This is a genomic window from Acidiphilium cryptum JF-5 (assembly GCF_000016725.1).
GTDB lineage: Bacteria > Pseudomonadota > Alphaproteobacteria > Acetobacterales > Acetobacteraceae > Acidiphilium > Acidiphilium multivorum.
This window is the reverse complement of the sequence record NC_009484.1, coordinates 1,189,577-1,211,348: the sequence shown is the minus strand read 5'-3', so window position 1 is coordinate 1,211,348 and position 21,772 is coordinate 1,189,577. Positions and strand designations below refer to the sequence as shown.

At 72.2% G+C, this 21,772-nt stretch carries 21 protein-coding genes; 9 read left to right on the top strand and 12 right to left on the bottom strand.

Annotated features, from left to right (window positions below; genetic code table 11):
• Nucleotides 1-9 precede the first annotated feature (9 nt).
• Nucleotides 10-927 carry an alpha/beta hydrolase gene (locus ACRY_RS07880; RefSeq protein WP_011941980.1) on the top strand — a complete coding sequence of 306 codons (918 nt, stop codon included), beginning with the start codon at nucleotides 10-12 and terminating at the stop codon, nucleotides 925-927.
• A gap of 21 nt (nucleotides 928-948) precedes the next feature.
• Here ACRY_RS07880 and ACRY_RS07875 read toward each other — a convergent pair whose 3' ends face one another.
• Complete coding sequence (locus ACRY_RS07875; RefSeq protein ID WP_011941979.1) at nucleotides 949-2,562, bottom strand: outer membrane beta-barrel protein; 1,614 nt, start codon at nucleotides 2,560-2,562, stop codon at nucleotides 949-951.
• Nucleotides 2,563-2,762: 200 nt separating this feature from the next.
• On the opposite strand from ACRY_RS07875, the gene ACRY_RS07870 reads away from it, so the two are divergent.
• Genes ACRY_RS07870 through ACRY_RS07860 form a run of 3 tightly spaced genes read left to right on the top strand, consistent with a single transcriptional unit; the run spans nucleotide 2,763 to nucleotide 4,885 of the window.
• Nucleotides 2,763-3,251, top strand: coding sequence for a hypothetical protein (locus ACRY_RS07870; RefSeq protein ID WP_231295374.1), 489 nt, complete (start codon nucleotides 2,763-2,765; stop codon nucleotides 3,249-3,251).
• A gap of 25 nt (nucleotides 3,252-3,276) precedes the next feature.
• Nucleotides 3,277-3,909, top strand: coding sequence for a hypothetical protein (locus ACRY_RS20405; protein WP_011941977.1), 633 nt, complete (start codon nucleotides 3,277-3,279; stop codon nucleotides 3,907-3,909).
• Between the two features lie 34 nt (nucleotides 3,910-3,943).
• Nucleotides 3,944-4,885 (top strand): hypothetical protein, encoded by a 942-nt coding sequence (locus ACRY_RS07860; protein ID WP_011941976.1) that lies wholly within the window; start codon nucleotides 3,944-3,946, stop codon nucleotides 4,883-4,885.
• Between the two features lie 60 nt (nucleotides 4,886-4,945).
• Here the strand turns inward: ACRY_RS07860 and fahA are convergent, their stop codons facing one another.
• Nucleotides 4,946-6,208, bottom strand: a complete 1,263-nt coding sequence (gene fahA, locus ACRY_RS07855) for a fumarylacetoacetase (protein WP_011941975.1) — start codon at nucleotides 6,206-6,208, stop codon at nucleotides 4,946-4,948.
• Between the two features lie 198 nt (nucleotides 6,209-6,406).
• Between fahA and ACRY_RS07850 the strand changes: the two genes are divergently transcribed.
• The 4 genes from ACRY_RS07850 (at nucleotide 6,407) to ACRY_RS07835 (ending at nucleotide 9,168) form a co-directional block, all read left to right on the top strand.
• Nucleotides 6,407-7,834, top strand: a complete 1,428-nt coding sequence (locus ACRY_RS07850; RefSeq protein ID WP_011941974.1) for an MFS transporter — start codon at nucleotides 6,407-6,409, stop codon at nucleotides 7,832-7,834.
• A gap of 145 nt (nucleotides 7,835-7,979) precedes the next feature.
• Nucleotides 7,980-8,306: an SH3-like domain-containing protein gene (locus ACRY_RS20400; protein WP_011941973.1), complete on the top strand. Its 327-nt coding sequence runs from the start codon at nucleotides 7,980-7,982 to the stop codon at nucleotides 8,304-8,306.
• On the top strand, nucleotides 8,300-8,593 hold the full coding sequence (locus ACRY_RS20395; protein ID WP_007422656.1) for an SH3-like domain-containing protein: 294 nt from the start codon (nucleotides 8,300-8,302) through the stop codon (nucleotides 8,591-8,593). Before ACRY_RS20400 ends, ACRY_RS20395 begins: the two co-directional genes overlap by 7 nt.
• Complete coding sequence (locus tag ACRY_RS07835; protein ID WP_011941972.1) at nucleotides 8,590-9,168, top strand: nitrile hydratase subunit alpha; 579 nt, start codon at nucleotides 8,590-8,592, stop codon at nucleotides 9,166-9,168. The genes ACRY_RS20395 and ACRY_RS07835 overlap by 4 nt, the downstream gene beginning before the upstream one ends.
• A gap of 18 nt (nucleotides 9,169-9,186) precedes the next feature.
• Here the strand turns inward: ACRY_RS07835 and ACRY_RS07830 are convergent, their stop codons facing one another.
• Entirely contained in the window at nucleotides 9,187-10,323 is a 1,137-nt protein-coding gene (locus ACRY_RS07830) for a mechanosensitive ion channel family protein (RefSeq protein ID WP_011941971.1), read from the bottom strand.
• Nucleotides 10,324-10,558: 235 nt separating this feature from the next.
• On the opposite strand from ACRY_RS07830, the gene ACRY_RS07825 reads away from it, so the two are divergent.
• Complete coding sequence (locus ACRY_RS07825) at nucleotides 10,559-11,095, top strand: hypothetical protein (protein WP_043509130.1); 537 nt, start codon at nucleotides 10,559-10,561, stop codon at nucleotides 11,093-11,095.
• Nucleotides 11,096-11,157: 62 nt separating this feature from the next.
• On the opposite strand, the gene ACRY_RS07820 is transcribed toward ACRY_RS07825, so the two are convergent.
• The 9 genes from ACRY_RS07820 to nanR all read right to left on the bottom strand — a co-directional run bounded on the left by ACRY_RS07820 (nucleotide 11,158) and on the right by nanR (nucleotide 21,768).
• The gene (locus ACRY_RS07820; protein WP_011941970.1) at nucleotides 11,158-12,093 is read right to left on the bottom strand and encodes an inorganic phosphate transporter; all 936 of its coding nucleotides are present in this window, start codon (nucleotides 12,091-12,093) and stop codon (nucleotides 11,158-11,160) included.
• 10 nt (nucleotides 12,094-12,103) lie between these two features.
• Nucleotides 12,104-12,850 carry an arsenical resistance protein ArsH gene (gene arsH / locus ACRY_RS07815; RefSeq protein ID WP_011941969.1) on the bottom strand — a complete coding sequence of 249 codons (747 nt, stop codon included), beginning with the start codon at nucleotides 12,848-12,850 and terminating at the stop codon, nucleotides 12,104-12,106.
• A 68-nt stretch (nucleotides 12,851-12,918) separates the two neighbouring features.
• Nucleotides 12,919-13,872: an ABC transporter permease gene (locus ACRY_RS07810; protein ID WP_011941968.1), complete on the bottom strand. Its 954-nt coding sequence runs from the start codon at nucleotides 13,870-13,872 to the stop codon at nucleotides 12,919-12,921.
• A complete protein-coding gene (locus ACRY_RS07805) occupies nucleotides 13,869-16,325 on the bottom strand; it encodes an ATP-binding cassette domain-containing protein (protein ID WP_011941967.1) in 2,457 nt (818 codons plus the stop codon). The genes ACRY_RS07810 and ACRY_RS07805 overlap by 4 nt, the downstream gene beginning before the upstream one ends.
• Before the next feature lie 15 nt (nucleotides 16,326-16,340).
• Complete coding sequence (locus ACRY_RS07800) at nucleotides 16,341-17,384, bottom strand: ABC transporter substrate-binding protein (RefSeq protein ID WP_007423590.1); 1,044 nt, start codon at nucleotides 17,382-17,384, stop codon at nucleotides 16,341-16,343.
• Nucleotides 17,385-17,442: 58 nt separating this feature from the next.
• The gene (locus ACRY_RS07795) at nucleotides 17,443-18,282 is read right to left on the bottom strand and encodes a phosphogluconate dehydrogenase C-terminal domain-containing protein (protein ID WP_007423591.1); all 840 of its coding nucleotides are present in this window, start codon (nucleotides 18,280-18,282) and stop codon (nucleotides 17,443-17,445) included.
• Nucleotides 18,279-19,754: a four-carbon acid sugar kinase family protein gene (locus ACRY_RS07790; RefSeq protein WP_196796285.1), complete on the bottom strand. Its 1,476-nt coding sequence runs from the start codon at nucleotides 19,752-19,754 to the stop codon at nucleotides 18,279-18,281. Before ACRY_RS07790 ends, ACRY_RS07795 begins: the two co-directional genes overlap by 4 nt.
• The gene (locus ACRY_RS07785) at nucleotides 19,667-20,932 is read right to left on the bottom strand and encodes a ribulose-bisphosphate carboxylase large subunit family protein (protein WP_011941965.1); all 1,266 of its coding nucleotides are present in this window, start codon (nucleotides 20,930-20,932) and stop codon (nucleotides 19,667-19,669) included. The genes ACRY_RS07790 and ACRY_RS07785 overlap by 88 nt, the downstream gene beginning before the upstream one ends.
• Nucleotides 20,933-21,012: 80 nt before the next feature.
• On the bottom strand, nucleotides 21,013-21,768 hold the full coding sequence (gene nanR / locus ACRY_RS07780) for a transcriptional regulator NanR (protein WP_007423175.1): 756 nt from the start codon (nucleotides 21,766-21,768) through the stop codon (nucleotides 21,013-21,015).
• Between the last annotated feature and the right edge of the window lie 4 nt (nucleotides 21,769-21,772).

Here is a 21,772-nt window from a genome sequence, read left to right as displayed (position 1 = left end):
GGAAACGCCATGCCGAGCCTCGCCTCCCACATCGTCAACCCGCTCATCCGCGCGGTCGTCAAGTCGCAGCTCTCCGCCGACGTCTCCGGCCGCACCGAGGCGGCCATCGCCCGCCGCGTCCGCCGCGCCCTCGGCACCCCGGTCCTGCCGCCGCCCGGCGGTCGCTACGTGAAGGGCGAGTGCGGCGGCATCCCCGGATTGTGGACCGAGCCGAAGGCGCCGCCCGCCGCCACCGTGCTCTACATCCATGGCGGCGGCTTCATCGCCTGCTCGCCGGCCACGCACAAACCCTTCACCCTCGCCTTCGCGAAGCGCGGCTTCCGCGTCTTCGCGCCGGACTACCGCCTCGCGCCGGAACACCGCTTTCCCGCGGCGCTCGACGATGCGCTCGCCGCCTATCGCGGCCTGCTCGATGCGGGGGGCGATCCGGCCTCGCTCGTCATCGCCGGCGATTCCGCGGGCGGCGGCCTCGCCCTGTCCACCCTGGTCGCGGCGAAGCGCGACGGCCTGCCGATGCCCGCCTGCGCCGTGCTGTTCTCGCCCTGGACCGATCTTGCCTGCGCCGGCGACAGCATGCGGACCAACCTGCGCGCCGACCCGATGCTCTGCGCCACCACCATGCCCGCCGCCGCCGCGCTCTATCTCGGCGCCGCCGACGAGCGCGATCCGCTCGCCTCGCCGCTGCACGCCGACCTCGCCGGCCTGCCGCCGCTCTGCATCCACGCCAGCGCGATCGAGGTGCTGCGCGACGACAGCACCCGCCTCGCCACCAGGGCGCGCGAGGCCGGCGTCGAGGTCAGCATCCGGCTGTGGGACAACATGCCCCATGTCTGGCCGATCTTTCAGCTCCTGCTGCCCGAGGCGCGGCGGACGATGGACGAGGTCGCCGAATACCTCACCGCCCGCATCGCCCAAACGCGCCGTTAGTTGCCGCCGGGCGGCGCGGGCTCAGAATTCCTCCGTCAGCTCGACATAGAGCTGGTTGCGGCGGAAGTTGAAGATGCTGTCGCTGGAAATCCGCTGCGTGTAGCGGTAGTCGACGCCGAGAAACACCCGGCTCACCAGCCGGTAGCGCAACCCGACCGACATGTCCGCCTCGTTGTCCCACCGGGTCGACTGCGCGAAGTCGCTCCGCGCGAAGGCGGCGCGGGCGATGCCGGTCAGATCGTCGGTGATCGCGTGCTCGATGCGCCCGCCGACCAGCGTGTAGATATAGGCCGGGCTGCCCGGCAGCGTCGTCTCCTCGATCGAACGGTCGATGAAGAGCGTGAGGGCGGTATCCTCCCCGGCCTGCCAGCGCAGATCCGCGCTGCCCGCCGGCGTGGTGATCGTCTTGAACCGCGAATCCGCATAATCCCTGTGCATCACGCCAACGAACGCGTCGCCCGAAAGGCTCGGCAGCAGCCGGAACAGCGCGCCCACCCCGGCGCGGAACCCGTCCGAATTGCGGAAATACTGGAAGTCGTCCGGCACCGTGTCGTAGCGCCGCAGGTCGCCGAGCAGTTCGGCATAGGGCCGGAACCCCGGCCGCGCGTCGTCGCGCGCGAGGATGCCGAAGGTGTAGCGGTTGCGGTCGCGGTCCTGATTATTGATCTCGCCGTGCAGGCCCTCGACATTGCCGAAGGTGAGCCGCTCGACCGCCGCCCCCGTGCGGATGCTGAACGTGCCGACGCGGCGGATCACGCCGGCATAGGCGTTCATCTCGGTATACGGCGTCGGCGTCAGCCCCTCCACCGCGTCGGGCGATGAGCGGTCCTCGTGCTCGTGCAGCACGATGCCGCCGAGCACCACCCGCGTCTTGGCATTGACGTCGATCCGCCCCTCGACCTGCGCATGCCAGTCCGCGGTGTTCTCGTTGCCATGCGTCCAGTAGCCGGTCAGGTCGGCGCCGACCTCCGCATACAGCGCGTTGCGCTTCCAGTTCGACTGGATGGCGATCACCGGCGAGATCGTGCCGACCGCATCGGCAACCCGCCCCGTCCGCGTCGCGTAGATATTGTCGTCGTAGAACGTCCCGGCCTGGATGCTGGGATAAATCGTGTAGTCGCCAACCTTGTAGCCCGCCGGCCCGATTTCCGGCGGCTGGCGGCGCAGGTTCGCCGGCCCCATCGCCGGCAGCGGCGGCATGATGCGGATGTCGGTCGCGGCATAGCCGCTCAGCTCCCGGTCCACCGCGCGGCGGACCGCATCGCGCACCGGCGCCGGCGCGGCACTAACAATGCGCGCCTCGATCTCCCGATAGACCGGCAGGTTGGCGCCGACGAAATCCGGCACCGGCGAAGCCGCGGCGCGGGCGAGTGCGGCGGCCGCCCCCGGCGTCGCCACCAGCGACGGGTTCGCGGCGAGCACCCTTGCCAGATCGTCCAGCAGCGCCCGCGGCCCGCTTTCCGCGGCGGTGTCGAACTGCCGCGAAATCGCCGCCGGCACCGCCTCCGCCCGCGCCGCGCAGGGCAGCGCCAGCGCCGCGAAGGCTGCGAGCGCCAGCCGCCGGGCCTCCACCGCCGGCCGCGCGCGCCTCCGAAGTCCCCGTGATCTCGCCGCACGAAAATGAAAACCGGACATGCTGTTCACCCTGCTGGGCCGCCTCATGGTCAGGACCGTAGTCGCTTCGCCGGCCACTCCGACCTGACAAAACGGATTACACCGAAAGACGCAGCGGGGACTTGATCTGGATCAGCGCACGCATGCCGGATTGCGAATATTTGTGCCGTCAGCGGACGCTTCCTCATCGTGAGGCGGCGGAACAGTCAAGGCGCCCGAACATGCGTGCACGGCCCCGAAGCGGGTGGCGTATCATTGCCGGACTTCTTCTCGCCGCGCCGTTAGCGGCACCCGGCCTCGCCGCGGCGCAGACCACGACCCCGCATCGCGGCGCGCCCTCCGGCGATGTCTATCCCCGCGCCGCCGCCTGGTGCTCGAATTTCCGCCTCGGCGCGCTCTCCGCGAAAACCCGGATGGACGCCGCCAACCTCCAGCGCCTGCGCGCCGCGCAGGAGGAACTCGCCCCCGGCTTCACCGCCGGCGGCGCGCGCACCGGTCTCGATCTTCTCGCCGGCTATCAGGAGCAGCTCGAACGGCGCCATCCCGATATCGGCCTGGCGTCGACCTATCTCGCGATGGTCAGCACCGTGCCGGTCACCACCGACGCGCTCCGCCGCGTCAACGCGCTGCTCTGCGTCAGCACGACGCGCGCGACCGCCGCACAGATCGCCGCCACCGCCGAGGCCGCGCGCCTCGACCTCGCGCGCTAGCCGGATGACGCCAATGGAGCCGGACATGATCAAGCGCCCCCCGAACACAAACGATACGTTTGATACGGTCACGCGACGCCGGATCGTCCTCGGCGCGGCCGGCCTGTTCGCCGCCGCCGTCGCCTTTCCTGTCCCGCTCCTCGCCCAGCAGCACGGCGGCGGCGCGAGCGGCGGCAACGGCCAGGGCGGCAATGGCCAGGGCGGCGCCGGTCATGGCGGCGGCGAAGAGGGCGGCTCCGGTTACGGCGGCGGCGCCGGTCATGGCGGCGGCGAGGGCGGCGAGGGGGGCGGCGGCGGTGAATCCGGCGGCGGCAACGGCCAGGGCCGCACGCCGGCGCAGCGCGCCCTGCGGCACCGCCAGCGCACCGGGCGCACCCTCGGCGGCGGCGAGTCCACCGGCGGCCACGGCGGCGGCGGCGATCACGGCGGCGGCAATCACGGCGGCGGTGACACCGGCGGCGGCGATACCGGCACCGACACCGGCGGCGGGACCGACACCGGTTCCGGCACCGGCGGCACCACGCCCGACGGCGGCCTCACCGCGCCGCCCGACGGATCGACCTCCGGCCCCATCGGGGGGGCCACGGGTGGCGAGCATTTCGTCCATCCCGGGCCGGGCTACTGGGGCGCCGACGGCAAGGTGCTGCGGCGCCGGTGACGACATGTCCACGTTCATCAAGGGAACTGCAACAATGACGAAGATGAAGACAGCGCGCGGCTCCTTGCGCACGATCCTGCTCGCCGGCGCGGCCGTCGCGCTCGCGTTCGCCACGCCGCAGACCCCGCGCGGCATCGGCGCCCTCATGCCGGTCGCCCACGCGCAGAGCGACAGCGGGCACGCCGGCAGCCAGGGCGGCGGCGGCCATGCCGGGCAGGGCGGTGCGGCGAGCGGCACCCATGGCACCGAGAGCAGCCACGGCACCCGCAGCACCCATGCGCCCGGCACCTCGGGTCAGGACATGGGGCAGGGCGGCAGCGTCGGCACGCGCGGCCATTACGGCCAGGGCGGATCGACCGGCACCGAAACCGGCGAGGAAGGCACCAGCTCCGACCGTCAGGGTCCGCGCTTCGGCGGCGGCGAGAATTCGCGCCAGCCCGAGGCCGGCACGCGCGGCGGCCGCCCGGCCTGGGCGAAGGAGGGCATCCCCGCGGTCGAGCTCGGCCGCCTCAGCGTCGCCCGCGCGCCGGCCCAGGTGCTCGACCACGCCTTCAGCGAGGTGATCAGCAACTGGACGACCACGACCGCCAGCACCATCATCACCCTGACCGACGGCACGCAGATCACCGTCGCCCAGCTCTACTCGATGTCGGCGGCCGATTTCGCCAACATCGTCGCGACCGACTATGCGGCCGTCACCCGCATCGACTCCCCGCTCGAGAATCTCTCCCTGCTCAAGAACCTGCTCTCCTCCGGCTCGACCGCGCTCACCGGCGTCACCCCGTCGAGCACCGACGATCTCGCGGCGATCTTCCTTGGCTCCGCCTCCGACAAGACGATCGCGATCAGCACCGATACGGTGATCGCGGTCAACACCATCCTCAACCTGCCGCCGCTGACCGACCAGCAGGTGGCCGACATCGCGGCCAAGGCCGAGCTGGTGCGCGACGCGATCCTGACCGGCCACGGCGAATAGCGCGCGGCACCGTCACCCCATCGCGCGGACGCGGGTGATCGCCCCGGCGGTCACCCCGTCTCAGCGCGCATACGGATCGGCGAGGGCGGGCAGCAGCCGGCCCGCGCATTCGCCGAACCCGATCGTGTAGCCATCGCCCGTCGCCGCCCCGCGCAGCGTCACCCTGTCGCCATCGAGGAGGAAGCGGCGCGCCGTCCCGTCATCCAGCGCGACCGGCTCGCGCCCGCCCCAGCTCAGCTCCAGCATCGAGCCGCGGCTGTCCTTCGTCGCGCCGGAAATCGTGCCCGAGCCGAGCAGGTCGCCGGTCCGCATCGGCGCGCCCGCCGTGGTGTGGTGCGCCAGCAGCTGTGCCGCGGAATAATACATCTCGCGATAATTCGTCCGGCTGATCACGCTCTCGGCACCACCCTCCGGCGCAAGCCCGACCTCCAGCGCGATATCGTAGAGCATCGGCCCGTCCTCATGCAGATAGGGCAGCAGCTCGGCCTCGCGCGGCGGCGTCGAAACCCGGAACGGCTCCAGCGCGTCCTTCATCACGATCCAGGGCGAGATCGTCGTCGCCGTCGCCTTCGCCTGGAACGGCCCCAGCGGCTGGGCTTCCCAGGCCTGGATGTCGCGGGCCGACCAGTCGTTCAGCAGCACGTAGCCGAAGATCATCGCGTCCGCCTCGGCCACCGTCACCGGCCGCCCCGCCGCCGAGGGCAGGCCGACCACGGCGCCGAGTTCAAGCTCGAAATCGAACCGGCGCGACGGCGCGAAGGCCGGCCGCTCGAACCCGGCCCCCTTCAGCTGCCCCCACGGCCGATGGAACTCCGTGCCCGACACCACCACCGACGACGCCCGGCCGTTATACCCGACCGGCATGTGCAGCCAGTTCGGCGGCAGCGCGTTCTCCGGCCCGCGGAACAGCGCGCCCACGTTGAAGGCGTGATTCCGCCCGGCATAGAAATCCGTATATTCCGCCACGCGAAACGGCAGATGCAGCGTCGCGTCCCGCTGCGCCACCAGGTGCGGCGCCACCGCGTCGCGCAGGGGCGATCCCGCCGCCAGCAATCCGGCGAGCCGCCCCCGCAGCGCCCGCCAGGTCCGCGGCCCCGCCGCCATCGCCGCGTTCCACGCCGGCTCGGCGAACAGCGGCGCCCCCGCGAGATCGAGCACCCCCTCGCGCTCAAGCGCCGCGACATCGAGGATCGCATCGCCGATCGCCACCCCGCAGCGCGGCCCCGTGCCCGCGGTCGAGAACACGCCGCAGGGCAGGTTGTTGAGCGGAAACGCCGCCCCCGGCGCATTGGCGCTCTCCACCCAGGAGACGACCAGCGTCATCGGCCGTCTCTCCGGCAAGCCGTCACGCCGCCGCTCCCGGCGTGAAGCCCAATTTTTTCTCCCGTCCCGTCCGCCATTCGATGCAATCCTCCTGCGGCGGCGCCCCGTGCCGCGCGGTTGACTTTCGTTTCACTTGCACTGCACCCTTTCCGCCGGCCCGGCGCAAGACCGGGCGCCCGATAAACACCGGGAGGAACCATGACCGCCACCGACAATACCGCGGGGCTCCTGCTCGCGCGGCTCGACCGGATCCCGAACTGGACCCTGCCCAGGCTCTACGCGCTGGTGATCGGCATCGGGTTTCTCTTCACCTTCTACGATATCTTCGACATCAACGTCTCCTTCATCCAGACCTGCATGGCGCTGGTGCCGGGCTGCACGCCGGCGAAATCGGGCGCCTATATCGGCCTGCCGGTGCTGCTCAATCTCGCCGGCTACGTGGTCGGCACGCTGGTCCTCAGCCCGCTGGCCGACCGGATGGGGCGGCGCGACCTGCTGCTGGTGACGATGATCCTCACCGGCATCGGCTCGGCGCTCACCGCCATCGTGCAGTCCTACGGCACCTTCGTCGCCGCGCGCGCCTTCACCGGCGTCGGCATCGGCGCCGACCTCGCCATCGTCAACACCTATATCGGCGAACTCGCCCCGGCCGGCGGCCGCGCCCGCTACACCTCGATGATCTTCATCTTCTCCGCCCTCGGCGCGGTGGCCGGCATCTGGCTCGGCCTCTGGCTGACCACGCCGCCCACGCCGCTGCCGCTCGGCCTGCCCTTCGCCCTCGCCGGCAAGGGTTTTCCGGATGGCTGGCGCGTGATGTATCTCATCGGCGCGGCCCTCGCGCTGGTCGGCGTGCTGCTGCGCTTCCAGCTGCCGGAATCGCCGCGCTGGCTCATCGCCCAGGGCCGCCTCGAGGAGGCCGGCCAGGTCGTCGCCGACATGGAGGCCCGCGCCCACGCGATCTTCCCGCTGCCGCCGCTGCCCGAGCGCCTGCCGCCCGCACCAAGGCGCGAGGAGGCGATGCCCTTCAGCGCGATCTTCCGCAACGCCACCTACCGCAACCGCACGCTGCTGCTGACCGTGATGTGGTTCCTCGCCTACATCACGGTCTATTCCTTCGCCGCCGGCTTCACCACGCTGCTCGCCGCCCTGCATTACCCGCCGCCCGAGGCCGGGCTGATCACCGCGATGGGCACGTTCGGCTTCGTGCTCTGCGCCATCGTCGCCTATGTCTGGGGCGAGCGGATGGAGCGCCGGCGCTGGACGCCGCTGGCGGCCCTCATCACCCTCGGCGGCGGCGTGCTCATCGCGCTGGGCGGGCAGACGCTGTGGCTCTCGGTGATCGGCGCGATGATCGTCTTCTTCGGCTTCAACGTCTGGGTGCCGATCGCCTATGCCTGGTCGGTCGAGAACTACCCGACCCGCGCGCGCACCACCGGCTTCGCCCTGGTCGACGGCATCGGCCATCTCGGCGGCGGCGTCGGCATGATCGCGATCGCCCCGCTCATCCCGCGGCTCGGCGTCATGGCGGCGTTCCTGCTGATCGGCGGCTTCCTCGCGCTGGCGGCGCTGGTCGCCCAGTTCGGCATCAGCACCCGCGCCCGCCGGCTCGACGACATCTCGCCCTGACCTCGCGCCCCGAAATCCCGCCCCGAAATCCGGCGCGGACCAGCGGCGGAAGCCGGATCGCGCGACCGGCCCGCCCGCCGCGCCGCGCCGGCTTCCGCCACCGAATCCGCTTGCCGCCGCCGCCGATCCGTGATCCCATCGCCCGATGAACGACACCCCGCCCACCATCATGCACGATCTCGGCGGCGCGCCGCGCTTCATGTGCGAACCGGTCGACGTCTCGCCCCACGCGCTCACCGATTTCGACCGCGAGGTCGACGCCATCCGCCAGATCCTCGGCCAGAAGAAGGTCATGTCGGTCGACGAGCTGCGCCGCGGCATCGAGAGCCTGCCCGAGGCGCAGTATTTCGGCCTCGGCTACTACGAGCGCTGGCTCCGCTCGATCTGCGCGATCCTGCTGGAAAAGCGGGTGATCGCCGAAGCCGAGCTCGATGCCGCGCTTGAAGCCGCGGCGCGGGACGCAGGATGCTGAGCGCCGGCACCCCGGTCCGCGTCCGGCTCGACTGGCCGGAGACGCGCGGGCGCTGCCACATCCGCACGCCGCATTACGTGCGCGGCCGCCCCGGCGAAATCGTCCGCCATCTCGGCGACTTTCCCAATCCGGAGGATCTCGCCTTCGCCCGCCCGGCGAAGCCGGTCGCACTCTATCACGTCCGCTTCCGCCAGGCCGATCTCTGGCCCGCCGCCGATCCCTGGCCGCATCCGGCCGGCGACGAGATCCTGATCGAGCTCTACGAACACTGGCTGGAGGCCGCATGACCTGGCGCGAGGCGGACAGCGCGACGCTGCTTGCCGGCCTGCGGTCGCTGCTCGCCGCGAAATCCATCGCCTCGGCGGATGAAATCGCCGAGCGCATCCGCATCACCGATGGCGGCGGCCCGGCCCAGGGCGCGCGCATGGTCGCCAAGGCCTGGACCGACCCGGACTACAAGGCGCTGATGCTGGCGGACGGCGCCCGCGCCGCCGAGCTGCTCGACATCCCGATGCGCGGCCTGCCGCCGCTCGGCGTGGTCGAGAACACGCCGGGCATCCACCACCTCGTCGTCTGCACCCTGTGCAGCTGCTACCCCCGCGCGGTGCTCGGCTACCCGCCCTTCTGGTTCAAGTCCGCCGCCTACCGCGCCCGCGCGGTGCGCGACCCGCGCGGGCTGATCGCCGAATGGGGCACCGAACTGCCGGCGGCCACCGCCATCCGCGTCGTCGACAGCACGGCCGATTACCGCTGGATGGTGCTGCCGATGCGCCCCGCCGGCACCGAGGGCTGGTCCGAGGCCGAGCTCGCCGCCATCGTCCGCGAGGGCGACATGATCGGCGTCACCCGCCCCCGCGCCTGACCGTCGCCCGGCCCCGGCTCACCGCGCCTGCATCGCCGGGTGCCGCGGCGGCTCGGCCGGCGCCGGCATCGGCATCGGTGAGGTAATCTCCACCTGCGAGACCGGCACCGCCAGCTCCGCCCCGTGCTGCCGCACGATCCGCCCCAGCTCGATCAGCAGCCGCTCCTGGATCGCGAGCGATTCCTTCCACACCACGGTGCGGGTGAAGCACCAGATCATGATCTGCAGCGCGTGGTTGCCGTACTGGTCGAAATACACCATCGCGCCGAGCGACTGGTCGATGTCCGGATGGTTGTCGACATGCGCGCGGCACGCCTCGGTGATCGCCGCCAGCCGGTCGAAATCGGCGTAGCGGATCGAGATCGTGGTGTTGATCTGCCGCGCCTGCATCCGCGGCGGCGTCTGCACGACCGACGAATTGAAGATCTGGTTCGGCACGTAATAGGGCCGGGTGTCGAAGCCGCGCAGCGTGGTGGTCCGCCAGCCGATATGCTCGACCGTGCCGAACACGTTCTGCGCCGGCAGCACGATCCACTCGCCCACCTTGAACGGCCGGTCGAGATAGACCACCAGCGCGCCGAACAGGTTGGCGGTCACACCCTGCGCGGCGAAGCCGACCGCGATGCCGGCCACCCCGCCGAAGGCCAGCAGGCTGGCGATCGAGAAGTTCAGCACCCGCAGGATCATCAGCCCGATCACCGCGACCACGAGGATGCGCGTGATCTTGCCGATGGCGTCCACCAGCATCGGGTCCGGGTTCTCGCCCCGCTTCGACCAGACATGCGCCGGATAGGCGCTCTCGCTGACCGCGACGACGCGCAGCGCCGCCCAGGCGATCGTCAGCAGCATGAACACCTTGAGCACGGCGGGCAGGATGCCGAGCAGCCCGACCAGGTGCAGCGGCGTCGCCACGGCGAGTGCCGCGAAATACGCCGCGAGCGCCCAGACCGCGATCACCACCGGCAGCAGCAGGTGCCCGAGAATGGCGGCGCGGAAGGTGCGGCCGTGCCGGTCCGACCAGCGCACGAGAATCCCGAGCGCCGCCCGCGCCACCGCCGTTCCGGCGATGCCGATCAGCAGCGCGGTCGCGACACCGATGATGGTCGACAGATGCGCCGCCCAGAACGATGCCGTTCCTGCCACAACCTTTTGCATGCGTCCTTGTTCCTCCGCTGTTGCGCCCGGCGGGGCGGGCTCCGGGAGCAGCCATGCGCGCCGCGCGGCGGCGGGCGGAAGCCAAGGCGCGTCCCGGGGCCGGGATGGATGTCGATGCCGCCTCGGGCGGCGCGGATGCGGGTTAGGTGGGGGCGGGGTCCGCCGCTGTAAACCCGCGCGGGGCGGGGCAGGCGGGTCTTGCCCACCCCCGCCCGTTCATGTTCTTGTTCCGTTCATGACGATCGCCGCCCGCTTCGCCGCCATCATCGAGGGGCTCTGCCGCGCCGTCGCCGCGCGCGGCGCGAAGGGCGCGTTCGGCCCGGCGTCGCAGCCGCTCGTCATCCTGCTCTGGTCCCGCCTGCGCCGCATGGCCGCGCGTTTCGCCATCCTCGCCGAGGGCGCGCCGAAGCCGCGTCCCCGCGCCCGCCGCGCCGGCCCGCGCAAGCGTGTCCGCGGCCCCGACCTGCCGCGCCGCCGCGCCTGGCTGCTCGCCCCGGTGCCCGAGGCCACCGCCGCCGCGTCCCAGCTCCGCGCTTTGCTCGACGATCCGCAGGCCCGCGCCCTGATCGCCGCCGATCCGCGCTTCGCCCGCCTGCTCCGCCCGCTCTGCCGCTCCCTGTTCCGCCGCCCGCCGGCGATCCCGGCGCCGCCCGCGCCGGCGCGCCCGGCCGCGCCCCGCCATCGAGCGGTGCCGGCCACCGCCGCGCCGCACGCCGCCGCCGCGCCGCCGGCGACGCCGCCGCTGTTCCACCCGCCGCCCGCGATCGCGTGATCCGCCACCGCGCCGCACCGCCGCCGCGCCCGCCCCGGGCAGCGGCCGCCCGCGCGCGTCCGCTATCCGCCGCCCAGCAGCCAGACCGCGAGATAGGTGGCGAGAAACCCTGCCGCCGGGCCGATCGCCCAGCCGCGCAGGATGCCGGCGATGGTCCGCGCCTGGATCGTCTGCCGCCCCCGCGCCAGCCCGGCGCCGGCCATCGCGCCGATCAGCGCCTGGTTCATCGAGGTGAAATCGCCGAACCCGACCGCCGCGAGCACCACGCAAGCCTGCGCCAGCTGCGCCGCCGTCGCCATCGTCCGGTCCATCCGCACCACGTCGAAGGCGACGCGTTCGAGCAGCGGCCGCCCCCAGGTCAGCACGCCGAGCGCGAGCCCCAGCCCGCCGAGCCCGCCGGCCAGCAGCGGGCCGGTCAGATGCACGGCGAGAAACACCGCCGTCGCGTTCGAAACGTCGTTCGCCCCCATCGCCAGCGAGGCCGCGGCGCCGACCGCCACCAGCCCCCGCGCCACCAGTTTCAGCCCGCCGCCCTCGCGCAGCGCCGGCACCAGGTCGAGCCCCCGCGTCAGCGCGTAGCCGAGCCCGCAGGCGATCGCCGGTGCGGCGACCCACAGCGCCGCGAGGCCCAAGACGGCATGCCAGTCCACCGCCAGCCCCAGCCGCGCGGCGGCGCCGATCAGGCAGAACACCAGGATCTGGATGGTCGAGGTCGGAATCCGCAGCTGCGTGAAGATCGTGGTCAGCAGGAAGGCGACGCCGATCACCGCGGTCGCCGCCCCGGCGCCGAGCCCGCCGCCGACGATCCCGTGGCCGACATGGACCAGCACGCGATGGCTGAACAGCAGCGCGCCGATGAACGTCATCGCCGCCATCAGCGCCAGCGCCGGCCGCAGCCTGATGCTGCCGGTGGCATAGGGCATCCCCATGCAGGCGCCGGTATAATGCGCCCCCATGCTCCAGGCGAAGGCGAACGCGACGAGGGGGAGAAGGATCATCACGCCGGAGCTACAGCCGGTCGGTCGCCACACTCGCCAGCGCCTGCCGCCGCTCGCTGTAGCGGTCGACCAGGTACTCCGCGCGGTCGCGCAGCAGCCAGGTGAAGCGGACCAGCTCCTCCATCACGTCCACCAGCCGGTCGTAATAGGACGAGGGCAGCATCCGCCCCGCCTCGTCGAACTGCTCGTAGGCCTTGGCGACACTCGACTGGTTGGGGATGGTGAACATCCGCATCCACCGCCCGAGCAGGCGCAGCGTGTTCACCGCGTTGAAACTCTGCGACCCGCCGGAGACCTGCATCACCGCCAGCACCCGTCCCTGGGTCGGCCGCATCGCGCCGATCTCCAGCGGAATCCAGTCGATCTGGTTCTTCATCACCCCGGTGATCGCGCCGTGCATCTCCGGGCTGCACCAGACCTGCGCCTCCGACCAGAGCGACAGCTCGCGCAGCTCCCGCACCTTGGGGTGCTCCGGCGGCACGCTCTGCGCCACCGGCAGCCCGCGCGGATCGAAGATGCGCGCCTCCGCCCCCATCAGCTCCAGCAGCCGCGCCGCCTCCTCGGTGAGGAACCGCGAATAGGAACGTTCGCGCAGCGAGCCGTAGAGCAGCAGCACCCGCGGCCGGTGCGTCGCCCGCGCGGCGGGCTCCAGCCGCGCGGGGTCGGGGGCGGCGAGCAGCCCGCGCTCGAGCGCCGGAAACGTCTCCGCCGCGCCCGTGGCCGCGCCGGCCGGATCGTGATCGATCGTCGAACCCATTCCCGCTCTCCCTCCGGATGCGCGGGGTTATCCAACGCGGCGTCGCGGCCGGTCAAGCGGCCCGGCCGTCACGCCGTCCGCCGGCTGGCCCCGGCGCCGGCGGCGAGCAGCACGGCGATGATCACGCCGCCCTGCATCACGTCCTGCACCCCGCCGGCAAGGCCGGCGATCTGCATCGTCGTCACGATCAGCACCAGCAGCACCGAGCCGAGCAGCGTGCCCAGCGGCGTCGCGCTGCCTCCGAAGATCAGCGTGCCGCCGACGACGACGGCGCCGACCGATTCCAGCAGGTATGGCTTGCCCATGCCGAGAAAGGCGCCGCCGGCATGGGCCGAGAGCAGCGCGCCGTCGAGCCCGGCGAGCACGCCGCTGATCATGAACGCCGCGGTGGTGATCCGCCCCACCCGCGCCCCGGCCAGATCCGCGGCGACCGCGTTCTGGCCGACCGCCATCAGGCTGCGCCCGTAGCCGGTGCGATGAATGACGGCCGACGCCGCCCCGGCGAGCAGCACGGCCGCCACCAGGATCAGCGGCACGCCGAGCACCCGCCCCGCCGCGACGAGGTGCAGCGCCGGGCTGACGCCGAAGGTGGTGAAGCCGCGATTGGTGATCAGCACCGCGGTATCGAGCACGTAGCCGACCGCGAGCGTCGCGATGATCGCCGGGATGCGCACCCGCAGGATCAGGAACGCATTCACCGCGCCGACCGCGAGCCCGACCAGCACGACGGCGGGCAGCGCCAGCGCGAGCCCGGCATCGGTGCCGCCGGAGAGGATCATGGTGACGAAGGCCGAGAGCGTGATCACGCTCGGCACCGACAGGTCGATATTGCCCCCGCCGGTCGCGACCGCGAACATCTGCCCGAGCGCCACCACGGCGAGGAACGAGGCCGAGCTCGCCACCCCCGAGAGGTTCTGCAGGCTGAACCGGCTCGTCGCGAGGTCGAGCGCGGCCCAGAGCACCAGCACGCCGATCGCCGCGAAGCTCCAGCGGTTGCGCCGCAGCCAGGGGAGCACCGTCATGCCCGCCTCCATCGCAATATCTCGCGCGCCGCGAGGATCGCGATCAGCATCCCCCCCTGCACGGCGGCGTTGTAGTCGGTCGAGACGCCGAGGAACCCGAGCAGGCTGCCGATCAGCGACAGGCTCAGCGCGCCGCAGACCGCGCCGAGCGCCGTGATCTCGCCGCCGAGCAGCGAACAGCCGCCGATCACCGCCGCGGCGATGCTGAGCAATGTGTACGATCCGCCGGCATTGATGTCGGACGAGGTGTTGATCGCCGTCATCGACAGCCCGGCCAGCACCGCGAACCCGCCAGCGATCGCGTAGCGCAGCATGGCGATCCGCGCCGCCGGCCAGCCGCTCTGCGCCATCGCGCGCGGATTGGCGCCGAAGCCGCGCAGCACCACGCCGATCCGCGACGCATTCAGCGCCAGCCCGCCGAGCAGGGCGGCGACGATGAACACCACCGACGACGACACGCCCGCCGGGCTCCACGCCGACGCCGCGGCGAGCCAGCCCGGCGCGCTGCCGCCCGGCGTCGGCTGCAGCGCGTAGCCGATCCCCGCCCAGATGAACGAGGCGCCGAGCGTGACGACGATCGCCGGCATCGTGCGCACCTGGATCAGCCAGCCGAGCAGCGCGTAGGCGCCGAGCAGCAGCAGCAGCGCCAGCGCGCCGGCCCAGGGTGCCCGCACCAGGATCGTGGCACTCAGCACGTTGGCGAGGCCGGCGCAGGCGCCGACGCCGAGATCGATCTCGCTGCCGCCGATCACGACCATCTGCGCCAGGGTGACCAGCACCAGCGGCACCGCCGCGCCCGATAGCAGGCCGATCCCGAACAGCGAGGCCACGCTGCGGTTCAGCGCGACGATGATCCCGAAGATCGCGGCCAGGATCAGCACCGGCGCGGCGGCGCTCCAGTCGCGCCGGAACCGCCGCTCGCCGCCGGCGGCCCGGCCGTCGCCGCCGATCTGCTCGGCGAAGGCGGTGGAGACGATCTCATCCTCCGAGATCCCGTCGCCCGCGAGCACCCGGCGGATCGCGCCGTCATGCAGCACGCAGACCCGGTCGCATTCGAGGAACTCGATCGTCTCGGAACTGTGCCAGACGATCAGCTTGCCCTGCGCCGCCGCATCGCGGATCAGGCGGTAGAACTCCCGCTTCACCGCGACGTCGACGCCGCGGGTCGGATCGTCGAGCAGGATGATGTCGGCTTCGGCCATCAGGGCGCGCGCCATCAGCACCTTCTGCTGGTTGCCGCCGGAGAGGTCGAGGATCGGCGCGGTGGCGCGGTCGGCCGGCAGGCGCACCGCCTCGAGCCAGCGCGCCGCCTCGGCGCGTTCGCCGGCCGGGCGCAGCCAGGCGGTGGCGGGGCCGGCGGCGATGCGCGCGATCGTCGCGTTGGCGATCGCGCTCCAGAGCGGAAACACGCCCTCGCCGCGCCGGTCGCCGGAGACGAACGCCGCCTTCGCGCCGCAGGTGATGCCGGCGATGCGGCGGCCGCGCGCGGCCCGGCGGATCGCGTGCAGCAGCTCCGGCTGCCCGCCGCCCTCGAGCCCGGCCAGCCCGACGATCTCGCCGGCGTGCAGGGTGAGGCCGGCGGTGCCGAACGGCGCGCCGATCGTGATCAGCGCCGCCGCACTGGCAGAGGGGGCCGGCGGCCGCGCGGCGGACAGCGCCGCGGCGGCCTCGCCCGCCATCGCCTCGATCATCTGCGGCACGCCGATCGCGGCTGTTGCCGCATCGCGCACCAGCCGCCCGTTGCGCATGACGAGAACCCGCCGCGTCACCGCCGCGATCTCGTGCAGCTTGTGGCTGATGAAGATCACCGCGACCCCGCGCGCCGCAAGCCGGCCGATGAAGCGCTGCAGGTCGTCGCTGCGGCGGGAGTCGAGGGAAGAGGTCGGCTCGTCGAGGATCAGCACCCCGAGGTCGGGGCTCGCCGCCGCCCGCGCGATCTCGACCATTTGGCGCTGGGCGATCGGCAGCGTGCCGGCCCGCGCCCGCGGATCGATGCCGCTCGCCGGGAAGATGGCGTCGATATGCGCGCGCGCGAGGCGCTCGCAGGCGCGCCGCCAGGCCGGGCCGGACCCGCCGCTTCCCGGCTGCTCGACGAAGAAGTTCTCGGCCACGGTCAGGCTGCCGCAGAGCGAGAGTTCCTGGTGCACGATGCGGATGCCCGCCGCCCGCGCGCCGTGCGGCGTATAGCGCGCGAGCTCGATCCGCCGCCCGGCGATCGCGAGCTCGCCCGCATCGGGCTCGGTGACGCCGGCGAGAATTCGCATCAGCGTGCTCTTGCCCGCGCCGTTGGCGCCGATCAGCCCGACGACCTCGCCGGCGGCGATGCGGAACGAGACGTCCTCGTTCGCGAGGGTCGGCCCGTAGCGCTTGGTGATGCCGGCGAGGGCAAGCGCCTCGCCGGCGGCTCCGGACACATCCCGCCCGGGCGGGGACGCGGCGACGCCCACGGTCATGCGGCGCGCCCCGGCCTAGGGCTTCTGGCTGAGCAGATGCGTCTTCACCCAGTCCCGCGAATAGCTCGGGCTGACGATCGTGCCGGGTTTCAGGTCGGCATACTGCGCGAGGTTCTTCTGCGTCACCGTCGCGACCGGCATGGTCATGAATTTCGGCGCCTTCGCACCGCCGGCGATGTCGAGCGAGAGCCAGAACGCGGCGCCGCCGATGCCCGGCGTCGTGTTCATCGAGATCGTCTGGTAGCCGGTCTTCTTCGCCTGTTCGGCCCACCAGTGGATGAAATTGGCGCTGCCGCCGCCGGCGATGATCGGCGGGTGGGTGGCGTAGCTGCCGCCATACTGCTCGAACGCCTGGGCGATGCCGTAATCGTCGCCGCCGCCCTGGTCGAGCACGGCGTCGACATGCGGCAGGCTCGGCAGCACGTTGCTCACCGCCGCCTGCGCGACCGGGCCGGTCGCCTGGCCATAGACCGTCGCCACGACCTTGATCCCCGGATGCTGCTTCAGCACGCCCATCTGCGCCGTGTACATGTCATGGTCCGGCGCCGAGCCCTTCACGCCGCGGACGACGATGACATTGCCCTTGCCGTGCAGCTTGCGGACGATCCAGCGCGCCTGCGCGGCCTGGTAGCGCTTGAAGTCGAAGTCGAGCTTGTAGGCGCAGGGCGCGCTGACGATGGAATCGAAGGCGACGACCTTGATCCCGGCGGCGCAGGCCTTGGCGATGATGCCGTTCAGCGCGGTGTCGGATGCGGCGTCGATCGCGATGACGTTGACATGGCGCAGGATCAGGTCGCTCACCTGCGACATCTGCTCGTTCACCGTGCCGTTGCCGTTGACGATGATGAACTTCGAGATCTCGCCCTTCTTCCGCGCCTCGGTCGCGGCGGCGCGGAAGGCCTCGACCATCTGGTGGCGCCAGGTATTGCCGTAATAAGCGTTGGACAGCGCGATGACCGGCCCCTTCGCCTGCGCCGCCGGCGCGGCGGCGAGGGTTGCCGCGGCGGCGAGGCCGAGCAGCGCGTATTTCAGTCCCGCAGGTTTCTGCATCGTTTTCATGGACGTCCTCCTTCCTAAGGGCCGGCGGTTCCGCCGCCGGCGCTGCACGCTTGCGGTGCTATGGGTGGCAGATGGCGCGGACCGACCGCTTGACCTCCTCGGGCGAGAAGACGGTTTCGAGCCAGTTGTCGCGGAAGATCACCGGCCGCGCCTCGTCGATCGCCTTCAGCGCGCCGTCGGAAAACTTCCCTTCGGGGAAGATGCCGAAGGCGATGGCGAGTTCGATGGTGAGATGGCCGAGGATGAAGTCCTCGGCGGCCTGGCGCGGCACGCCGCGGCGCACGGCCTCGTCGGTCGCCTCGCGCAGGGCGAGGCTGAGCGTGGCGCCGACGGTTTCCGACAGCGCCGGCTCGAGGATCGCGATATGCTCGACGGTGCAGCGATGCGAGCGCATCACCGGCTTGTAGATCGTCCGCGCGATGGCCTCGCCGAGCGCGTAATGCTCTTCCGGCCCCTGCATCAGCGCGCAGACGATGTGCTGCCTGGCGTGGACGCCGCCGAAGAAGTCGCGCTTCGCCGCGGGATCGGTCTCGTCGTTGAAGATCGGCGGGTGGCAGGGATGGGTGACGAAATAGCTGATGTCGGCGCGCTCCGGCAGTTCGCCGGCATGGGGGGCGGCGGCGTCGAGCATGATGACGATCGTGCCGGGGCGGAGGGTTGCGACGATCTCGTGCGCGATCCGGCCGATCAGCCGGTCGGGCACCGCCATCAGCACCACGTCGGCGCGGGCCAGCGCCTCGTCGCGCGTCACGCAATCGACGCCGACGGCCTCGCGCAGCCGGGCGCGCCCGTCCGCGGAGATCTCGACGTGATCGACGTCGTAGGCGGAGCCTTTCAGGTTGGCGGCGAGCCGGACCCCCATCTTGCCGCCGGCGCCGAGCAGGGCGATTCTCGTCATGCGTCTTGTCTCCTGATCTCGCCCGTCGCGGCATGACCGCCGCGCAGGACCGTTTGAAAGAAGTCGGGGCCGCCCATCTGGCCGCCCTTGAGCACGATTTCCGCGAGGCCGCCGGCCCGCGCGCTGCCGTGCAGGCGGCAGAGCGGCGCGCCCGGCGCGAGCGGGGCGAGGGCGGTCAGCGCGCCGATGCCCAGCGCCTGCGCCGCGTGGCCCGACGTATCGCCGCCCGCGATCACGCCGCGGGTGAGGCCCGATTGCGCGGCGAGGCGGCCGAGCAACCGGCCGAGCCCGGCGCCGATCCGGGCATGGATGGTTTCGGCGGGTTCGCCCGCCGCCGCGATGGCCGCACGGGTGCGGATGATGGCCGGATCGTCCGGCCCCTCGGCGGTGTGCAGCACGACGCTGCGCCCCTCGCGCAGGGCGGCGAGGCCGTCCCGCTCGGCGCGGTCGAGTTCCCGCGCCCAGAGGGCGGGGTCGGCGGCGGCGGCGGCATCGACCGCGAAGGTAGTGAAGCCGTCGCGCCGCGCCTGCGCGATCTGCGCGGCGGTGACCGGCGCGCAGGAGGCGGAGACGACGGCGATGCGCTTGACCGGCGGGGCGGATGCGGGCTCGGCCTCCGGCGCCAGCAGGCCGATCCGCCGCCAGTGCGCGACGAGGGCGTATTCGACGCCCTGCGAGCCGATCGCGAAGAGGCGCTCGCCCCGATGCTCCCAGATCAGCCGGCCGGCTTCCGCGATCGTGGCCTCGTCGATGGCATCGAGCGAGACGATCCGCTCGCCGGCGTCGAGGCAGGCGGCCAGCGCCGCGTCGGCTCGTCCGCCTTGCAGGGCGACGAGGTCGACCAGCCCCATCGGCGCCGCGATCTGGCGGGCGAGGTGACGGCGGAGATCGGCCTCGTCCATCGGGGTGACGGGATGGCGGGACATGGTCGGGTGCCGGTCGAGCCGGTGGACCGCGCCGCCGGCGACGGCGAAGAGATTGCCGAAGGCCTGGTAGCGGCCGAGCGCGGGGGCGGCGACGAGCAGCGGGTGCCAGGCGCCGCCGAGGCGCGGGACGCCGAGTTCGATCGCCCGGCCGATCGAGCCGATTTGCGGCGCGGAGTCGAAGGTCGAGCAGACCTTGTAATGGGTGACCGGCGCGCCGATGCGGGCGAGGGTGTCGAAGATGCCGGGAAGGTTCGCGTCCATCCAGGCCGGCGTCTGCGAGCGGGCGATGCCGGCGATGCCGACGGCGCGGCAATCGGCGAAGCGGGCGAGGGCGGCCTCGTCGGGCGGTTCGAGGAACAGCACGGTGGGCACGCCGGCGAAGCCGAGCACCTCCATCACCGCCGACGAACCGGTATAATCGTCGCCGTAGAAGCCGATCAGCCTGTCGCCGCGCGGGGTCAGGACGCGCCCTCCAGCGCCCGGGCCAGCGCCGGGTGCGTCTTCGCGTGCTCGTCGGCGGGAATGCCGGCCATCGCCGCGTCCCACGCCGCGCGCAGGGCCGCCACGCCTTCGGCCGGCCCGCCGGGATGTCCCATGATGCCGCCGCCGGCGGCGTAGATCAGGTCGGCCGAGCCGAGCGCCGCGTAGGTGTCGCCCGCCTGGCGGACCGACTGGCCGGAGGAGAAGACCGGCATGACGACGTTCGGCGCCGCGTCGGACATCGGGGTGAGACAGGCGCGCGCGGAGGCGATGACGCTGTCGTCATCCTCGGAGAACTTGTTGCGCAGGCCGTTCACATGCATGTGGTCGGCGCCGGCGAGGCGCCAGATCTTCTGCCAGGCGACATAGGACCAGCCCAGCAGCGGGTGCCGCGACAGCGCGCCCCAGCCGTTGCGATGCGCGTGGACCGGCAGCGCGGCGTGGCGCGACAGCGCGAGGAAGCCGCTGACGCCCACGGAATTGAGGCTCGCCATCACGCAGGTGCCGCCGAGCTCGCGCACGAGGTCGTGCCGGCGGCGCATCTCGTCGACCTCGCCGGTCAGGTTGAAGGCGAACATCACCTTCTTTCCGGTTCGCTCGGCATGATCGTTGACGACGCGCATCACCGCGCGGGCGCGGGCCTCGAACGGGCAGGCGGGGCCGTCGGCCTGCAACTCGTCGTCCTTGATGAAGTCGATGCCGGCCTCGCAGAGGGTGGCGACCAGCGCCGCGGTCTGCCCGGCATCGAAGCCGACGCTGGGCTTGACGATGGTGCCGATCAGCGGCCGCCCCTCGACGCCGGCAAGCCGCCGCGTGCCGGGGATGCCGAAGCGCACGCCGGGATTGGCGGCGGCGAAGCTCGCGGGCAGCCGCAGGTCGAGCAGGCGCAGGCCGGAGAACTGGCGCAGTTCGAAGAGATTGCCGGCGACGGTCGCGACGAGATTGGGCAGCGACGGGCCGAGATTGTCCACCGGCCAGGAAAGGGTGACGGCGGCGCGGCGGATGACCGGCGGCGACGCGCCGCGCGGGGTTCCGGCGCCGGGCAGGGAGGGCGAGCCGACCGTTTCCAGGACATCGAGCCGCTCGACCCGTGCCGCGGCGCGCGCCTTGAGTTCGGGGGTTTCGCCGGGCACCGGCACGAAGGTGCCGCTCGACTGCTCGCCGGCCATCGCCGCGGCGGCGTGGCCGGGGTCGAACGCGGTCTCGATCAGGTAATCGGCTTCGATGCGTTCCGCGCCACTCACTGGACATCCTTCCCTTCGCGCCGCTTGCCGGACACAACTGGTATGATGAGTAGTTCAGTCAGCGGGGTCGCGCAAGGGGATCAGGCGAGGGAAGGCTGCTCGGTCTCGGGGGTGGCGGCCTCGTTCATCAGGGCCGAATAGAGGGCGTTCGCCCGGCTGAGATGCTCGGTCATCGCGACGGCCGCGGCATCGGCGTCGCCGGCGGCGATGGCGCGGTAGATCCTGTCATGCTCGGCGAGCGTCAGGCGTTCCGCGCCGCGGGCCGAGACCAGGTCGCGCTTGAAGCGCATCATCCACGAGGCGAGGCCCTGGCAGACCGCGGTGATCAGGGAGTTGCCGGTCATCTCGGCGATGCGGCGGTGGAATTCCATGTCGGCGGCGATGAAGCGCGGCGCGTCGCCGCGCGAATCGTGGCAGGCGGCGAGCGCCTCGCGCAGCGCCGCGAGGCCTTCGCGGGTGGCGCGCATCGTCGCCACCCGCGCGAGCCCGACCTCGAACAGCAGGCGCGCCTCCTTCAACTCATCGAGACCGCGCGGGCTGTTGGCGAGGAGTTGCAGCATCGCGCCGGAAATCTGCTCGATGATCGTCTCCGCCGAGGGCTGGATCACCCGCGCCCGCTCGCCGTGGGAAATCCGGATCAGCCCCATCTGCTGCAGGCTCTGCATCGCCTCGCGGATCGCGGGGCGGCCGACGCCGAGCATCTGCATCAGTTCGCGCTCCGCCGGTAGTTGCGAGCCGGGCGGGAACTGCCGCGCCTCGATCGCGGCGATCAGCCGGTCGAGCACCTCGTGCGACAGTTTCCGCCGTTCCACCGGCCTTGGTTCGAGCCTTTTCATGATC

Bases quoted from the DNA above. Each gene is read 5' to 3' on its own strand.
- ACRY_RS07820 (WP_011941970.1), bottom strand. From the start codon at position 12,093: ATGATCCTTCTCCCCCTCGTCGCGTTCGCCTTCGCCTGGAGCATGGGG.
- ACRY_RS07880 (WP_011941980.1), top strand. From the start codon at position 10: ATGCCGAGCCTCGCCTCCCACATCGTCAACCCGCTCATCCGCGCGGTC.
- ACRY_RS07850 (WP_011941974.1), top strand. From the start codon at position 6,407: ATGACCGCCACCGACAATACCGCGGGGCTCCTGCTCGCGCGGCTCGAC.
- ACRY_RS07805 (WP_011941967.1), bottom strand. From the start codon at position 16,325: ATGACCGTGGGCGTCGCCGCGTCCCCGCCCGGGCGGGATGTGTCCGGA.
- ACRY_RS07875 (WP_011941979.1), bottom strand. From the start codon at position 2,562: ATGTCCGGTTTTCATTTTCGTGCGGCGAGATCACGGGGACTTCGGAGG.
- ACRY_RS20405 (WP_011941977.1), top strand. From the start codon at position 3,277: ATGATCAAGCGCCCCCCGAACACAAACGATACGTTTGATACGGTCACG.
- nanR (WP_007423175.1), bottom strand. From the start codon at position 21,768: ATGAAAAGGCTCGAACCAAGGCCGGTGGAACGGCGGAAACTGTCGCAC.
- ACRY_RS07860 (WP_011941976.1), top strand. From the start codon at position 3,944: ATGACGAAGATGAAGACAGCGCGCGGCTCCTTGCGCACGATCCTGCTC.
- ACRY_RS07870 (WP_231295374.1), top strand. From the start codon at position 2,763: ATGCGTGCACGGCCCCGAAGCGGGTGGCGTATCATTGCCGGACTTCTT.
- ACRY_RS20395 (WP_007422656.1), top strand. From the start codon at position 8,300: ATGCTGAGCGCCGGCACCCCGGTCCGCGTCCGGCTCGACTGGCCGGAG.
- ACRY_RS20400 (WP_011941973.1), top strand. From the start codon at position 7,980: ATGAACGACACCCCGCCCACCATCATGCACGATCTCGGCGGCGCGCCG.
- fahA (WP_011941975.1), bottom strand. From the start codon at position 6,208: ATGACGCTGGTCGTCTCCTGGGTGGAGAGCGCCAATGCGCCGGGGGCG.
- ACRY_RS07795 (WP_007423591.1), bottom strand. From the start codon at position 18,282: ATGACGAGAATCGCCCTGCTCGGCGCCGGCGGCAAGATGGGGGTCCGG.
- ACRY_RS07800 (WP_007423590.1), bottom strand. From the start codon at position 17,384: ATGAAAACGATGCAGAAACCTGCGGGACTGAAATACGCGCTGCTCGGC.
- ACRY_RS07830 (WP_011941971.1), bottom strand. From the start codon at position 10,323: ATGCAAAAGGTTGTGGCAGGAACGGCATCGTTCTGGGCGGCGCATCTG.
- ACRY_RS07825 (WP_043509130.1), top strand. From the start codon at position 10,559: ATGACGATCGCCGCCCGCTTCGCCGCCATCATCGAGGGGCTCTGCCGC.
- ACRY_RS07835 (WP_011941972.1), top strand. From the start codon at position 8,590: ATGACCTGGCGCGAGGCGGACAGCGCGACGCTGCTTGCCGGCCTGCGG.
- ACRY_RS07810 (WP_011941968.1), bottom strand. From the start codon at position 13,872: ATGACGGTGCTCCCCTGGCTGCGGCGCAACCGCTGGAGCTTCGCGGCG.
- arsH (WP_011941969.1), bottom strand. From the start codon at position 12,850: ATGGGTTCGACGATCGATCACGATCCGGCCGGCGCGGCCACGGGCGCG.